The 16,380-nt window shown below is 39.5% G+C and carries 11 protein-coding genes and 2 tRNA genes; 9 read left to right on the forward strand and 4 right to left on the reverse strand.

Features of this window, described 5'->3' with window-relative positions; all coding sequences use genetic code 11:
• Nucleotides 1–249: 249 nt before the first annotated feature.
• The gene (locus tag AN214_RS17835; RefSeq protein WP_054980967.1) at nucleotides 250–1,149 is read right to left on the reverse strand and encodes an ABC transporter substrate-binding protein; all 900 of its coding nucleotides are present in this window, start codon (nucleotides 1,147–1,149) and stop codon (nucleotides 250–252) included.
• 76 nt (nucleotides 1,150–1,225) lie between these two features.
• The gene (locus AN214_RS17840; protein WP_010560386.1) at nucleotides 1,226–1,558 is read right to left on the reverse strand and encodes a Grx4 family monothiol glutaredoxin; all 333 of its coding nucleotides are present in this window, start codon (nucleotides 1,556–1,558) and stop codon (nucleotides 1,226–1,228) included.
• Between the two features lie 494 nt (nucleotides 1,559–2,052).
• On the opposite strand from AN214_RS17840, the gene AN214_RS17845 reads away from it, so the two are divergent.
• The 4 genes from AN214_RS17845 (at nucleotide 2,053) to AN214_RS17860 (ending at nucleotide 7,624) form a co-directional block, all read left to right on the forward strand.
• Nucleotides 2,053–2,634, forward strand: coding sequence for a Fe-Mn family superoxide dismutase (locus AN214_RS17845; protein WP_010560387.1), 582 nt, complete (start codon nucleotides 2,053–2,055; stop codon nucleotides 2,632–2,634).
• Between the two features lie 223 nt (nucleotides 2,635–2,857).
• The gene (locus tag AN214_RS17850) at nucleotides 2,858–4,780 is read left to right on the forward strand and encodes a PrkA family serine protein kinase (RefSeq protein WP_054980968.1); all 1,923 of its coding nucleotides are present in this window, start codon (nucleotides 2,858–2,860) and stop codon (nucleotides 4,778–4,780) included.
• A gap of 38 nt (nucleotides 4,781–4,818) precedes the next feature.
• Entirely contained in the window at nucleotides 4,819–6,099 is a 1,281-nt protein-coding gene (locus AN214_RS17855; protein WP_054980969.1) for a YeaH/YhbH family protein, read from the forward strand.
• A gap of 16 nt (nucleotides 6,100–6,115) precedes the next feature.
• Nucleotides 6,116–7,624 carry a SpoVR family protein gene (locus AN214_RS17860; RefSeq protein WP_054980970.1) on the forward strand — a complete coding sequence of 503 codons (1,509 nt, stop codon included), beginning with the start codon at nucleotides 6,116–6,118 and terminating at the stop codon, nucleotides 7,622–7,624.
• A gap of 266 nt (nucleotides 7,625–7,890) precedes the next feature.
• Here AN214_RS17860 and AN214_RS17865 read toward each other — a convergent pair whose 3' ends face one another.
• Together AN214_RS17865 and AN214_RS17870 are read right to left on the reverse strand one after the other, a co-directional pair.
• A complete protein-coding gene (locus AN214_RS17865; RefSeq protein ID WP_054980971.1) occupies nucleotides 7,891–11,037 on the reverse strand; it encodes an HD domain-containing phosphohydrolase in 3,147 nt (1,048 codons plus the stop codon).
• 84 nt (nucleotides 11,038–11,121) lie between these two features.
• Nucleotides 11,122–12,855: a DEAD/DEAH box helicase gene (locus AN214_RS17870; RefSeq protein WP_054980972.1), complete on the reverse strand. Its 1,734-nt coding sequence runs from the start codon at nucleotides 12,853–12,855 to the stop codon at nucleotides 11,122–11,124.
• A gap of 205 nt (nucleotides 12,856–13,060) precedes the next feature.
• Between AN214_RS17870 and AN214_RS17875 the strand changes: the two genes are divergently transcribed.
• The 5 genes from AN214_RS17875 to AN214_RS17895 all read left to right on the forward strand — a co-directional run bounded on the left by AN214_RS17875 (nucleotide 13,061) and on the right by AN214_RS17895 (nucleotide 16,379).
• Nucleotides 13,061–13,675 carry a 50S ribosomal protein L25/general stress protein Ctc gene (locus AN214_RS17875; protein WP_010560393.1) on the forward strand — a complete coding sequence of 205 codons (615 nt, stop codon included), beginning with the start codon at nucleotides 13,061–13,063 and terminating at the stop codon, nucleotides 13,673–13,675.
• Nucleotides 13,676–13,694: 19 nt separating this feature from the next.
• The gene (gene pth / locus AN214_RS17880; RefSeq protein ID WP_010560394.1) at nucleotides 13,695–14,285 is read left to right on the forward strand and encodes an aminoacyl-tRNA hydrolase; all 591 of its coding nucleotides are present in this window, start codon (nucleotides 13,695–13,697) and stop codon (nucleotides 14,283–14,285) included.
• Between the two features lie 32 nt (nucleotides 14,286–14,317).
• A complete protein-coding gene (gene ychF, locus AN214_RS17885) occupies nucleotides 14,318–15,409 on the forward strand; it encodes a redox-regulated ATPase YchF (protein ID WP_054980973.1) in 1,092 nt (363 codons plus the stop codon).
• A 727-nt stretch (nucleotides 15,410–16,136) separates the two neighbouring features.
• Nucleotides 16,137–16,213 (forward strand) — tRNA-Met (locus tag AN214_RS17890).
• Nucleotides 16,214–16,294: 81 nt separating this feature from the next.
• A tRNA-Leu gene (locus AN214_RS17895) sits at nucleotides 16,295–16,379 on the forward strand.
• Nucleotide 16,380 lies beyond the last annotated feature (1 nt).

The following is a 16,380-nucleotide window of genomic DNA, read 5'->3' on the forward strand; positions in this document are numbered from 1 at the left end:
ATTGAATATTTTTCACTTATACATAAATTCAACAACTTTACCGGAAAAAGCCTCTAAATTGGGGTTATCTTGGTTATAGGATCTTATTGACACCGGTATCATATTAACACAATGTAAATAAAAACAACTCTCAACTGTAGTTTACGTAAACGTAAGCCATTCATTATTTTGAATATTTATTCATGGTAATACCAATTAACCGAAAACCCTCTTTTTAAACTTGAATTATCTTGTACATCAGGCAGGACGCTAGTTTGCGGGCGCACACTTTCCAGCGTTTTGTTGAATGGTTTTAATTGTTCCGGCTTGCTCAAACTCTGATAGCTTGGCATTAATTTTAACTTGCAGCGATTGCCACATTGCGTTGCGTTTACTTATAGCATAGTAAAAATCATTATATTGAAAGGCCGGTTCAATGAATTTAATTTGATTTTTGTCACTTCGCTCGTCGTGACTTAATAGGTAATCGACTACATTGGGATCAGCAACAATGTAATCTACCCGACTCGCCAATAAAAGTTTTAGGTTTTGTCGATCATCGCGCGCTTGAATTGCATTAAAAAAGCCAAGATCAAGGTGCTTATCAAACTCAGGGGTATTTTGATACCCTCTAACAACGCCAATTCGCGCCCCTTGAATTGACTGAAAAGTGCCATCGTACGGGGCTTTGTAATTTTCACGAATCATTAGTCCAATTAAGCCGCCTGCATAAGGAGTCGATAATGCTAAGTTGTTGCGTCTAAAGCTATTGGCTATTACATCACTGGGGGCGGTCACTTCTATAAAATATTCTGGGAACAAAATATCAGCCTGCCCTAATTCAGCCATGCGTACCGAGCGAGCCCAAGGAAAAAACTCGACACTAATACCAAACCCAAGTTCATTAAATAACGCTGCTGTAAGTGTGAATACCCAACCGTTGTCACATAAATTACGGTCAATGTATGGTGGCCAATCAAGCGTTACTAGGCTTAATTGCTGTGGTAATTCATGGGCTATTTCAAAACGGTTTGCAGAGGGCTGATTAACGCTGATCGTTTTAGTTTGTTGCTGATGTTGATATGAAAGTTCAAATGATTTTGCAACGCTCTCTAAACTCAATAAAAACAGCGCAACAACGAGAGGAATAAAATAAGATTGAAAAGTCATACTAAGCTTAAAACATCATACTAATGAATTAAGCTTAGCAAAAATACCACAAAATCAATTACTACTTAACGTAATATTATTCTGCTTCTTTATTTTTAGCGGCAACTTCGGTGATTAAAGGTTGTAGTTCACCGCGTTGGAACATTTCTACAATAATGTCACAACCACCAATTAGCTCACCTTCAACCCATAACTGTGGGAACGTAGGCCAGTTTGCATAAGCTGGTAACTCTGCACGGATATCAGGGTTTTGAAGAATATCAACGTACGCAAATTGCTCACCACATGCCATTAAAGCTTGTGACGCTTGAGATGAAAAACCACAACTTGGTAATTTTGGAGAGCCTTTCATATAAAGTAGAATTGAATTTTCTGCGATCTGTTGCTTAATCTTGTCTAACGTTTCCATTTACTACCTCGACACCTTTTGGCGTAATTTATCTTTGTTTAGCAATTCAACCGAGTGATTTACTCGCCTTATTTGGCACACTAGCGCAGTTTCATTGTTGATTATTACTCTTTTTCAACATGCCAATAGGCCTATTCGCATCGTTTGGCAGGCATTTGACCATGCACATCTCACACACTAAATTATCAATGACATCGTTTAAAACGAGACGATAATCGCGCGTTTGGCCTTAGCTCAAATACCTAGCTGAAAAAATATCAACAAAGTTAAATGCACCCTATCACAATAGGTGAATTTTCTTTAAGTTAATACTATGCTAGACGCGTTGAATAACAGTTAAAATGTAACTAACTGTTTATAATATAACCGCAAATTATTTCTAGCATTGCTGTTTATAAAAACTTGAGTAAAATACTCGGATATAGTTTAACACTTATATCGGACATCTTCATGTAAAATGTTGTCCGCTTTTTTAACGCCAACGGAGAAATAAAATGGCTTTTGAACTACCGTCACTACCATATGCAATCGATGCGCTTGAGCCGCATATCTCAAAAGAAACACTAGAGTTCCACCACGGTAAGCACCACAACACATACGTTGTAAAACTAAATGGTCTAGTAGAAGGCACTGACTTCGAAGGCAAAACTCTTGAAGAAGTAGTATGTAGCTCTGAAGGTGGTGTATTCAACAACGCAGCACAGATCTGGAACCACACATTCTACTGGAACAGCCTTTCACCAAACGGTGGTGGCGAGCCAACAGGTAAAGTTGCTGAACTAATTAACGCTAAATGGGGTTCTTTCGCTGAATTCCAAGCTGCTTTCAACGACAAAGCTGTTAACAACTTTGGTTCAAGCTGGACATGGTTAGTACAACTAGCTGACGGCAGCCTAGACATCGTTAACACCTCAAATGCAGCTACACCACTAACTGAAGCGGGTGTTACACCAATCATCACTGTTGACCTTTGGGAACACGCTTACTACATCGATTACCGTAACGTGCGTCCTGAATACCTAAACGGTTTTTGGGCACTAGTTAACTGGGAATTTGCAAACGCAAACCTAGCTTAATACCTGTTTTTGTCAGTAAAACGTATGCGTTTTACTGACATTTCCCAGCACTTTTCATAATCCCTCAGCAACTATTGCATAATATTCAACACTCTGAAATATAGTAAAGTTTTTTCTTTAAATATCTTTTATTTATCTCGCACAATCAAAAATCCCGTCTAACCTTATAAATAGTGGCTAGTTTTATTGCTGTTGCAAAATTTCCGGTATTTAGGAGGTCTATATGACAATTTTTGATCATTTCCAATCTCGTTACGAAGCCGCAAAAGAAGAAGAATTTACTATTGCTGAGTTTCTCGAGATCTGTAAAGAAGATAAATCCGCCTATGCCAGCTCAGCAGAGCGGTTATTAATGGCGATTGGTCAGCCTGAAATGGTGGATACATCACAAGATCCAACACTCAGTCGTATTTTTTCTAACCGTGTTATTCCGCGCTACCCTGCCTTTAAAGAATTTTATGGCATGGAAGATAGCATTGAACAAATTGTTGCCTATTTAAAGCATGCAGCTCAAGGGCTTGAAGAGTGCAAACAGGTACTTTATTTACTTGGTCCTGTGGGTGGCGGTAAGTCATCGCTTGCTGAAAAGCTTAAATACCTAATGCAAAAAGTACCTATTTATTGCCTTAAAGATTCCCCTGTAAATGATCACCCCCTTTGCTTATTCGACCCCGTAGAAGACGGCGATATCCTCGAAAAAGAATATGGTATTAGCAATCGATACATAAAAACAATTATGTCACCGTGGGCCACTAAGCGCCTGCACGAATTTAACGGTGATATTACGAAATTTAAAGTAGTAAAGCGTTACCCATCTATTTTAGACCAAATCGCTATAGCGAAAACTGAGCCTGGTGATGAGAATAACCAAGACATCAGCGCACTTGTAGGTAAAGTGGACATTCGTAAGCTTGAACACTTTGCGCAAAGCGATGCCGATGCATACGCCTATTCCGGTGCACTTTGTCATGCTAACCAAGGTTTAATGGAATTTGTCGAAATGTTTAAAGCACCGATTAAAGTGCTTCACCCATTATTAACCGCTACACAAGAGGGTAACTACAACGGTACCGAAGGTCTCTCTGCTCTCCCCTTCAATGGTATGATTTTGGCTCACTCTAATGAATCAGAATGGCAAACGTTTAAAGGCAATAAAAACAACGAAGCGTTTTTAGACCGTGTTTACATTGTGAAAGTGCCTTATTGCCTGCGTGTTTCTGAAGAAATTAAAATTTACGAAAAACTACTACAACACTCAGAACTAAACGAAGCGCCATGTGCCCCAGGTACTCTAGAGACGCTAGCGCAGTTTTCAGTGTTATCACGAATTAAAGAGCCCGAAAATTCAAGTCTTTATTCAAAAATGCGGGTTTACGATGGCGAGAGTTTAAAAGACACCGATCCGAAGGCTAAATCGTTCCAAGAATACAAAGATTACGCTGGTGTTGACGAAGGCATGAACGGCCTATCAACGCGCTTTGCCTTTAAGATTTTATCGCGTGTTTTCAACTTTGATCACACTGAGGTGGCAGCTAACCCAGTTCATTTATTCTATGTGCTAGAGCAACAAATTGAGCGCGAGCAATTCCAACAAGAAACCCAAGAGCGCTACCTTGAGTTCTTAAAAGGTTTCTTAATTCCGAAGTATGTAGAGTTTATCGGTAAGGAAATTCAAACCGCTTATTTAGAATCCTATTCTGAATATGGCCAAAACATTTTCGACCGTTATGTCACCTATGCCGATTTCTGGATCCAAGATCAGGAGTTCCGCGACCCAGATACAGGCCAATTATTTGATAGAGCTGCACTCAATGCAGAACTAGAGAAAATTGAAAAGCCAGCGGGAATTTCTAATCCAAAAGATTTCCGTAACGAGATCGTAAACTTTGTTTTAAGAGCACGTGCTAACAACAACGGTAAAAACCCTGTTTGGACGAGCTATGAAAAATTAAGAACGGTCATCGAAAAGAAAATGTTCTCAAATACCGAAGATCTACTGCCTGTTATTTCATTCAATGCAAAAACCAGTGCCGAAGATCAACAAAAGCACGAGGACTTTGTTAACCGCATGGTTGAAAAAGGCTATACAGCGAAACAAGTTCGTTTGCTCAGTGAATGGTATTTACGAGTTCGTAAGTCACAGTAAGTTAGTAGTAATTGTAAAGAAGACCTACGGAGGCGTATATGGCACATTTTATTGACCGACGCTTAAACGGGAAAAATAAAAATACGGTTAACCGTCAACGCTTTATTAAGCGTTACAAACGCCAAATTAAAGAGGCGGTTTCCGATGCGATTGCCAAACGCAGCGTAACTGACGTGGAAACAGGCGAAAGCATTTCGATTCCAAGTCGTGATATGCAAGAGCCTATTTTCCATCAGGGTAAAGGTGGCAAACGCGATATGGTGCATCCAGGCAATGACCAATTTAGTCAAGGGGACAGAATAAAACGTCCCCTTGGTGGACAAGGTCAAGGTGCGGGCGAAGGTGATGCCAGTGACTCTGGAGAAGGCCAAGATGATTTTGTTTTTTCCATTTCAAAAGATGAATACTTAGACTTGCTGTTTGAAGATCTTGCACTACCAAACTTGAAACAGAACCAACTCAATAAGTTAGTTCAAATGAAAACCCATCGTGCTGGTTACAGTAACGATGGAGTTCCTTCAAATATTGATATTGTTCGTTCATTACAAGGTTCAGTCGCAAGGCGCATTGCCATGACCGCAGGCAAAAAACGTCAATTAGCTGAACTTGAGCAAAAACTTGCTGAACTTACAAAAAACAAAAAGGAAAACCAAAGCGAAATAGCCCTGCTTGCAAAGGAAATAGAGCAACTTAAAAATAAAATAGCCACAGTACCGTTTATTGATACCTTTGATTTACGGTTTAGAAACTATGAGAAGCGCCCTGAGCCAAGTTCTAAAGCTGTAATGTTTTGCTTAATGGATGTGTCAGGTTCGATGGACCAAGCAACCAAAGAAACCGCAAAACGGTTTTATATTTTGCTTTATTTATTTTTAACGCGTACCTACAAAGACATCGAAGTTGTTTACATTCGTCACCATACCCAAGCCAAAGAAGTCGATGAACACGAGTTTTTCTATTCGCAAGAAACGGGTGGCACAATTGTATCAAGCGCATTAAAGCTGATGGACGAAATAATCAAAGAGCGTTATGACTCTGAACAGTGGAATATTTATGCTGCGCAAGCATCTGATGGTGATAACTGGGCTGATGATTCGCCACAATGTAGTGATTGGCTTACAAATAAAATTCTGCCTGTTACGCGATATTACGCTTATATCGAAATCACCACACGAGCACATCAAAGCCTATGGCGTGAATATCAAGTGCTCGCCGATACCCATGAAAACTTCGCCATTCAACACATTAAATCGGTGGAAGACATTTACCCTATTTTCAGGGAGCTATTTAAAAAAGATACCACCGCAGATGTAGTTTAATTTTCAAGGACTAGTTATGAGTAAAAAAGTACTAAGCGATGGTCCTGATTGGACATTCGATTTACTCGGAGAATACCAAACCGAGATTGCTAGGGTTGCTGAGTTTTATCGCCTCGATACTTACCCTAATCAGATTGAAGTAATAACTGCAGAACAAATGATGGATGCCTACTCTAGTGTTGGCATGCCAATTGGCTACAGCCACTGGTCTTTTGGTAAAAAATTCATTCAAACAGAGCAAAATTATAAACGTGGTGCAATGGGGCTTGCCTACGAAATTGTAATCAATTCAGATCCGTGCATTGCATACCTGATGGAAGAAAACACCATGCCAATGCAAGCGCTTGTTATGGCACATGCCTGCTATGGGCACAATTCATTTTTTAAAGGTAATTACCTATTTAAAACTTGGACCGATGCAAGCTCTATAATTGATTATTTACTGTTTGCTAAAAATTACATCGCCGAATGTGAACAAAAGTACGGCGTAGAAGAAGTCGAAAAACTACTCGACTCGTGCCATGCATTAATGAATTATGGTGTAGACCGCTACAAACGACCTCAACAAATATCCCTTTTTGAAGAACAAAAAAGGCAGAAAGAACGCGAGGATTACTTACAATCTCAAGTTAATGAATTGTGGAAAACTATTCCCTCACAACAAAGCGAAGCTGAAACACAAGCTGCACGCTTTCCGAGTGAACCACAAGAGAACATTCTTTATTTTATTGAAAAACGAGCACCATTACTCGAAATTTGGCAACGTGAAATAATCCGTATTGTGCGCAAAATCTCGCAATATTTTTACCCACAAAAGCAAACTCAAGTAATGAATGAAGGCTGGGCAACATTTTGGCACTATACCTTGCTGAATCACTTGTACGATGAAGGTAAGTTAAGTGATGCCTTTATGTTAGAAGTGCTGCAATCCCATACCAATGTTGTGTATCAGCCGCCTTATAACTCGCCCTACTATTCAGGCATTAACCCCTATGCGCTCGGTTTTAATATGATGGTGGATATTCGTCGTATATGTGAAAACCCAACAGATGAAGACAAACGGTGGTTTCCTGAAATCGCTGGCAGTAACTGGCTCGATACTCTGCATTTTGCGATGGAAAACTTCAAAGATGAAAGCTTTATCAGTCAGTTTTTATCACCTAAGTTAATGCGCGATTTTAAGTTTTTCTCTATCTTAGATAACGAGAAAGAAAGCCACTTAGAAGTCAGTGCAATTCACAATGAATCCGGCTACCACGCCATTCGGCAGGCACTATCTGAACAATATAACCTAAGTAATTTAGAACCCAACATTCAGGTGTTCAATGTTAATGTAAGAGGCGACCGTGCGCTTACACTGCGTTATACGCCACATAACGATATACCGCTTGCGAACACAAAAGACCAAGTGATTAAACATTTATATCGTTTATGGGGGTTTGACGTGATTTTAGAGCAAGAAGATGCAAACGGTGAAATAACAGAAATAGCCCGTTGTCCGCTCTCGACTGCGGATAGTATGTAAAAGCGACTATGTAAACAAGTAACCCATCGGCGCGACCTACATTAGTCAAAATCAAACCAAGTTAGGTTACATCTCAATAAATTAAAATAGGCTTTTAACAAGCCTTTTTATTTGCTTATAATGATTCCATTTCCGTAATCGATATAGATAAACACACCAAAAAGCAAAGCGAAAAATTCGACCCTGAGCTATCTAATTTTCAACACTCTTAATAATGCATTTTCTGCGTTTACATACTCACGCAGTTATAAAATTTATATCATACGCTATAAGTACTTAGTTAAATCAATCTCATCAATTTGTTCTTTTGGCATGTACTTTTGTGCATATTGTTTATACACGCCAGAGCGTAAAAATAGCTTAAACACTTCAATATCAACATGCTGATCGAGTGACATTTTATGTAAAATATCAATCGCCACACTAAGGGATTTCGCCTTTTTATACGGTCTATCGGATGCGGTAAGTGCTTCAAATATATCGGCAAGTACCAAAATACGCTCCGGAACTGATAAATCATCCCCTTTCAATTTTCTTGGATACCCCGTTCCTTTGAGTGTTTCATGGTGAGTTGAGGCATAACGTGGCACATTCGATAATTCACATGGGAATGGCAACGAATCAAGCATTTTAATTGTGCCGATAATATGCTCGTTAATAATAAAACGATCTTCCGCGGTCAGTGTGCCACGGCCAATTTTAAGGTTATACAACTCGCCTAAATTCGCTTTATACTCAGGCACTTCAATATTGATACCTAAATGAGGCGCATACTCAACAGCCTGCTCACGTTTGATGATGTGACCTTCTTTATCAGCTAATAACTGCTCGGTAATCGGCAATACATCATCAGGTTGCTCATTCTTTAACTCTTCAAGCGGTGATAATCCTTTTTTATCACTGAAATGGCGCAGCCATGTACGTTTTGCTATTTCTTCTAAGCGCGTTATTTTGTCTTCTTCCATAAATTCGCCACCTTGGTTAATTTTGGCAACAAATTCATATTCTTCGTGAAGTGCTTGCTGAGTAGCATTTAGCTCAAGTTGTAATTCGCTTTCGCGCTCTGGCTGTTGCTGCAACTGCTTATAAAAACTAATTTCTGCATCGCGTAATAAAACTTCAAAACGCATTCTTATCTCATGAATACGATTATAAATACACTCTAACTTAGTACCTTTATCAACAATGTGCTCTGGCGTAATTATTTTGCCGCAATCATGTAACCATGCAGCTAGTTTGAACTCTCGTTTTTTATCATCGGTATCTAGTTTAAACGCTTTAAAATGAGGTTCATCGCAGTCACTCGCGTGACTCACGAGCATAAGCCCTAGTTCTGGTACACGGTTGCAGTGACCGGCGGTGTAAGGTGATTTATCATCGATTGCTTGCGCGATTAATTTTACAAAGGAATCGAGCAATTCAGCTTGTTTTGCCTCGTGTTCTTGAATTGACTCGGCCATTTGGTTGAGTGAATCAAACACATCATCAATTTCTTTAATAAAGCTATGTTCAACGTCAATTGCGTTGTATTTCCGTTGTTTTATTTTTGTATTCTCAGCACTTAAGCGGCGCATTGCAGCAACAATTGGGCTCGCAACAAAATAGGTTAATGGCATTAACAAACACAAAATAATGGTTGTCACAATTATTGATTTAGTGACATAGCTTAGCCCTTCTGAATACGCGAGCTTACTGGGGATCAGCAAGGCTAAGTAATTTTGTTCTTCTGTACCAAGCGTTGTAGGTGCGATAAAAAGTAAATAGTCGGTATTTTCAATTTCGATAACTTGTAAGCGATTGTGGTTAGCATTGTCTTTTGACAGAGTAATTAATTGCTTATAAGGCACAACTGTTGAGGCATCCACGGCCTGAGCGCTTCGATCAAACGTTAGCCACTGCTCAGATAAATAAGCAAGTTCCTGTTGCGTTACATTTTCAAGTGCAAAGTTTAACAGTTCAATAATTTTGTTGTCTTTTGCTACCATACGAAGGTGTGTATCAAAACTTAATAAGCTCGCATCAATATTTGTATGAAATTGCAGCCCGTCAATAAAAAACATCTTCGCCGTATAGGCTAGTATCAACTGACTATCAATTGCGGCATCTACCGTGCCATTTTTAACTGCTAACAGTGCCGTTTGTAAGTCGGCGACTTCAACAATGGTGATTTCAGGGTAACTGTGCTTTATTGCTGCAACCAGTGACCAGCCTTCAGGAATGGCTAATCGCTTATTATTAAGATCAGAAAGAGATGAAATCGTATTATTTTCGGGTAAGGTTGCGAGTGTCAGTGGTAAATTAAGCAAAGGCTTAGAATATACGCCCCACTGTTTATTGCTCAATGTTTGATGTACTGGCTGCAACACATCAATTTTGCCATTTTGATACAAAGAAACTAACTCAGACCACATGTAACCATTGATAAAATTAATCTCTAGGTTAAGTTTTTGTCCGAGTAAGGAGATTAATGTTGGTGTATACCCTTTAGGCATACCTGAAATGGAAAAGTCGACCGGCGCCCAATTTATTTCATTACTTACACTAAGAGAGCCAACTTCCTTTACTAATGCTTGCTGCTCACTAGAAAGCGTTAACGGCTCAACATTAAGTACTGCGTTATCTTTGCCATTTAAATTACTGAGTAGTAACTCACCTTGACTATCATAAATATACGCTTCAATACTGTCTGGGTTGCGATTATGCTCAAAGCTGCCATTAAGCTGCTTAGCGATTGTTTGCAATGTTAAGTCAACGGCCACAACATGGTTGGTGCCATGAACAATCTTCGAATAAGTTTGGCCAGAAGCCTGTAAATGATTAAATAGATAAGGTGGGGATTTTACAACACGTTTTGTATTGGCGTTAATAAACCAGTGCCTGCTACTTGCATCATAATCACTCTCTTCAACTTTACTGTGTCTTACCTGCAATTTATCGTTAAGGTACTCAGTTTTTCTAACTCTTTGCTCATCATCGGTATAAATATGTATTTTAACAAAACGGTCTTCCATTGCGGCATTAAGCTGTTTCCGGACTTTTTGGTTGGTCTCAAGATTAATCAACTCATAAAAATCGCCATTATCAAATCCATAGTAAATGGCATAAAAATCATTATGATCAATTAGCAGCTCAGTGAGAATCTGGTCTGCTTCTCCAACAAGCGTATGACCTTCAATTAAAGATGAATATTTAGCGAGTAATGATGTAGTGTTCTTCGCCGTATCATCCATTTTTGATACAGATAATTCAACTTGCTTGGCAACTTGTTCAGCAAACTGCTGACTGGTGCTTACCGTAATTTGTTTAGAAAAGTAGTATTGTAAGCCAATAGCAACGCATGCAGTAATTACAGCGATTAACAAACAAATAAACGCGAGCGTTACGCGAAAAGTAATTCTAGTACTTGAAAACATCGTCCCTGCCTGTTTTTTTTCTTAGAGTTTAGTTCTATTTTTGAACAAGCGCCAAATACTTATTGTTTGTTTTATATAAATTTTTTATCTTAACTCATGTGCTTTTCTAAATTGTCCTTGGTAGTCAAAAATTCGCTCTATCACTTTATTTTTACCTTTGTCTCGTTTTGCAACCACAAAGTCCGGCACCTTAAGTAATGATTGATGCGTAACGACTGAGTTAGGGTTAGAAAAATCAATTTTACTGGTAACACCCACACGCAAAAACTGCCGTCTAAAATAAAATGACGCTTTGTCTGACGATAAGCTAAAGTATTCGCTCACGTCTGCACCATCTTCATCATGATAAGTCACTTTCAGTCGCTGATTATCTGCTTCTAACTGCATGCCACTGACACGCAATACCAACGCATTTTTTAAATTAAGCGCATCGCGTAACTTATCATCAGGATCAACAATAGGTTGATGGCACTGATGACACTGCCTCGCGGCAATATCATTTTGTGCGCCACACTGCTCACATTCTTTATAGCGAAAGCGAAAATCACACTGCTCACTATGCCCCTCGTCTTCTAAGATCCCCTGACAACGACGACCAAAATGCTCTATGACTTTGCCATCACTATCGGTTTTACCCCAAAAGGTGTTAGCAAAACCACAACCGGGACACAGCACCTGCACGGGTTCACTGTCGCTATTAGGTTTAACGCTGCCTACCTCGGGGTGAAATAAATCAAAGCCATTAGCTGCATAATCAATGACCAAACATTCAGTTTTACCTTCAGCAAGACGTAAACCCCGCCCCACAATTTGTTGATACAAACTAACCGATTCGGTTGGCCTTAAAATAGCGATAAAATCCACATGCGGTGCATCAAAGCCTGTAGTGAGCACGGATACATTCACCAAATATTTAATGTCTTTTGCTTTAAATCGACGAATAATTGCATCGCGTTCAGCGTTATGGGTATCGCCAATCACCAGCGCACTTTGCGCTTTTGGTAAATATTCAATGATCTCTTGTGCGTGTTGAATGGTTGAAGCAAAGATCATCACCCCCTGACATGCATAAGATAGCTCAAGCACCTGATTAATAATCGCTTTTGTTGCGCGCTGATTTTCTTTAAGCAGTTGGTTGAGGTCACGTTCGCTAAAACGGCCAAACGCATCTTTACTGAGAGAATTAAAGTCATACTGCGTAATTGCGGCGTTGATTAATTTTGGCGGCGTAAGGTATTGATGCTTAATCATATACCTTAATGGCAGTTCATAAATGCAATGTTCAAACGGGGCATTTTCATCTCCCCTGACAAAGCCGTGGTGATGAAAGCGGTAAATAAATCCCATGCCTAATCGATAAGGTGTAGCAGTTAGCCCCAATACCTTTAAATTAGAATTATTCGATTTAATATGTGAAATTAACTTTTGATATTGTGAATTATCATCGCCAGAGACGCGGTGACATTCATCGATAATCACCAATGAATACTCGTCATTTAGTGCATCAAGGTTTTGCCCAAGTGACTGAACGCTAGCAAAGGTAACCTGATGGGCAAGCGACTTTTGCTTAAGCCCCGCAGAATAAATGCTCGATTTTAAGCCAAAACTTTCATATTTTTCATGGTTTTGCTCCACAAGCTCTTTAACATGTGTCACCACCAGTATTTTTTTACGTGCAAGACGTGCGAGTTCGGCAATTACTAAACTTTTCCCAGACCCTGTGGGTAATACAATAACCGCTGAGCAATTGCTTTTGCGAAAATGAGTTAAGGTTTTTTCAACCGCTTCGTGCTGATAAGGTCTTAGTTGATACGCCACGTGATACTTGCTTTGATTATCGAGTTAATCTAATTATGCCATTAGGTTTTGCAATCATAAAACCGGCATTTCATCCGCCACTTTTAAAAAGTACAATAATGGTTTCTTTTATTAGGTTGCAGTGTTACTATAGCGCGCCTTTTTTAGGTGAGAGCTTTGGTCGCGAAGCTTTCAACATACTTTAATTAAAATATTGGAGACATTCATGTCTAACGAATTATACACATTAGATGCAGAAGTACGTTCTGACTTAGGTACTGGTGCGAGCCGCCGCCTACGCCGTGCTGACAAAGTTCCTGCTGTTCTTTACGGTGCAGAAAAAGAAGCTGTATCTCTAACTCTTGCTCACAACAAAGTGATCAAAGCGCAAGAAGATGAAGGTTTCTACAGCCACATCCTTACTTTAAACATTGGCGGTGAAAAAGTTGAAGCTATCCTTAAAGATATCCAACGTCACCCGTTCAAGCCTAAAGTAATGCACTTAGATTTCCAACGCGTTGACGCTAACCACAAGATCCACACTAAGGTTCCTGTACACTTCCTTAACGAAGAAGCTGCAACTAAAGGCGGTAACACTGTTGCTCACCTTGTAACTGAAATCGAAATCACATGTCTTCCAGCACAACTTCCTGAGTTCATCGAAGTTGACGTTGCTGCGTTAGAAGTTGGTGCAACTGTACACCTTTCTGATATCGCTCTTCCAGCTGGCGTTGTTTCAGTTGAGCTTGCTAAAGGTGCAGATCACGACCAAGCTGTTGTGACTTTAAACGCTCCTAAAGGCGCTGCTTCTGAAGAAGCTTCAGAAGACGCTGCAGAATAATTATTAAGGTGTTAGCACCTTGAATAATATTCAAATGCTTGTGGGCCTGGCTAATCCAGGCCCCGAATACGCAAAAACCCGTCATAATGCTGGTGCATGGTTCATCGAAGAACTGGCCAAACGTTACAACTGCATTCTCAAACACGATTCTAAACATCACGGCCTAGTTGGCAAAGTGATTATCCAAAATCAAGAATTCAAATTATTGATACCAACTACTTTTATGAACTTAAGTGGTAAAGCGGTCAGTAGTTTAGCCAATTTTTACAAAATTCCTGTTGAAAATATTTTAGTCGCACACGATGAAATGGACCTTGAGCCTGGTATTGCCAAAATTAAAAAAGGCGGTGGACACGGCGGCCATAACGGACTAAAAGACATCATTAGTAAAATGGCAAACCAAAAAGAATTTATGCGTTTGCGAATTGGTATTGGTCATCCTGGTCATAAAGACAAAGTCACTGGCTGGGTACTAGGCAAAGCACCTGCCGCAGATCAAGCTTTAATTGATGATGTGGTGGATGAAGCTGTTCGCTGCATGGAAATACTAGCAAAAGACGGTGTGTTAAAAGCACAAAACAGATTACATACATTTAAACCAGTCGCTTAAGACTGGTTTAACTTAGTTTAAGGTTTATTATTATGGGTTTTAAATGTGGCATCGTTGGTCTACCAAATGTAGGTAAATCAACACTATTTAATGCACTTACGCAGGCTGGTATCGAAGCTGCAAACTTTCCATTTTGTACCATCGAACCAAATACAGGTGTGGTAGCGGTTCCAGATGCACGCCTAGATCAACTAGCTGCTATCGTAAATCCACAAAAAGTACTGGCAACAACAATGGAATTTGTTGATATTGCTGGTCTTGTAAAAGGTGCGTCAAAAGGTGAAGGTTTAGGTAACCAATTCCTTGCAAATATTCGCGAAACTGACGCAATTGGTCACGTTGTACGTTGTTTTGAAAATGAAAACATTGTGCACGTTGCAGGTCAAATTGACCCAGCAGACGATATCGACGTTATCAATACTGAATTAGTACTTGCTGATATGGAAGCGGCTGATCGTGCAGTGCAACGTAACGCTAAAAAAGCAAAAGGCGGCGACAAAGACGCGAAATTCGAACTCATTGTGCTTGAAAAAGTGAAAGCGCACTTAGATGAAGGCCTTACGCTTCGTTCATTAGAGCTTGAAAAAGAAGAAAAAGCAGCAATCCAGTACATCAACTTCTTAACTATTAAGCCAACAATGTACATTGCCAACGTAAATGACGATGGTTTCGAAAATAACCCATTTTTAGATAAAGTGCGTGAAATTGCAGCACAAGAAAATGCGGTGGTTGTGCCTGTATGTGCTGAAATCGAAGCTGAGCTTTCAGAATTAGACGACGAAGACAAAAAAGAGTTTATGGATGACTTAGGCTTAGAAGAGCCAGGTTTAAACCGTGTAATTCGCGCGGGCTATGAATTGCTTAACTTACAAACCTACTTCACTGCCGGTGTTAAAGAAGTACGTGCATGGACTATTCCTGTCGGTGCAACGGCGCCGCAGGCAGCAGGTAAAATCCACACTGACTTTGAACGCGGCTTTATTCGTGCTCAAACCATCGGCTTTGATGACTACATTGAGTTCAAGGGCGAATCAGGCGCTAAAGAAGCAGGTAAAATGCGTCAAGAAGGTAAAGATTACATTGTTAAAGATGGCGATGTAATGAACTTCTTATTTAACGTATAAGAAAATAGTGTTTAAAAAGGCTCGCGTTTGCGGGCCTTTTTTCTTTCTACTGACCCATGCTAGAGCACGCAAGACAGTTTTAATACTAAATTCAAATGTTCACTCATCAACTAAGCGTAAACTAAGCATGCTTATCTGAAAAAAATCCCAATTTATCCATTTCACAAACCCAGATTAATTTGTTCAACTCAACTTCAGGTGAATATTCAAAATAGTAAAGCACCTTAACCTAAAAACCGGTTTTTACTGCAATCAAAGGTTTTGTTTAATGTAAGGCTCATTTTCGTGAAACAAAAGTACGCGTCTATTACATGTAAATCTAAAGCGAAAATGTGCGACAACAATGTTAGAAATACATTCGTTATCCAGACTTGCATCACTGACAAACTTACGGTTGATGATAATTCCACTTTGATATTTAAATATGCTCAAAAGTTAATCTAGCGATATTTCTTAGCGTTACTTTTTTCACTTCTTAACGCAATAAAATACGCAGCATCCGCAAGTAAAAATGAATAAAGGCTTTTAAATATTTAAATTCCTACAATACCCTTTGTATAATATTTAACTTAAACAACCTTCTGTTTTGCGGTTTTTTGTTCAGTTCGAATAAAAAAAACGCAAACAACTCGGAATATTCATTTTTTTGAAAAAAAGGTGTTGACGGATTTGGGGGTAATCAGCATAATACGCCCCGCATCAGCGATGATGACAACAAACAAAACATGGCTACGTAGCTCAGCTGGTTAGAGCACATCACTCATAATGATGGGGTCCCCTGTTCAAATCAGGGCGTAGCCACCATGTTTTAAAACATGCTACCATAGTTTTGTTTGTGTATGCGAAAGTTGCGAGATCTAGGTTTCAATATTACTTTAGCAGTATGCGGGAGTGGCGGAATTGGTAGACGCGCTGGATTTAGGTTCCAGTATCTTCGGATGTGAGAGTTCAAGTCTCTCCTTCCGCACCAT

Origin of the sequence: Pseudoalteromonas sp. P1-9 (genome assembly GCF_001399975.1) — a bacterium.
Taxonomy (GTDB): Bacteria; Pseudomonadota; Gammaproteobacteria; order Enterobacterales; family Alteromonadaceae; genus Pseudoalteromonas.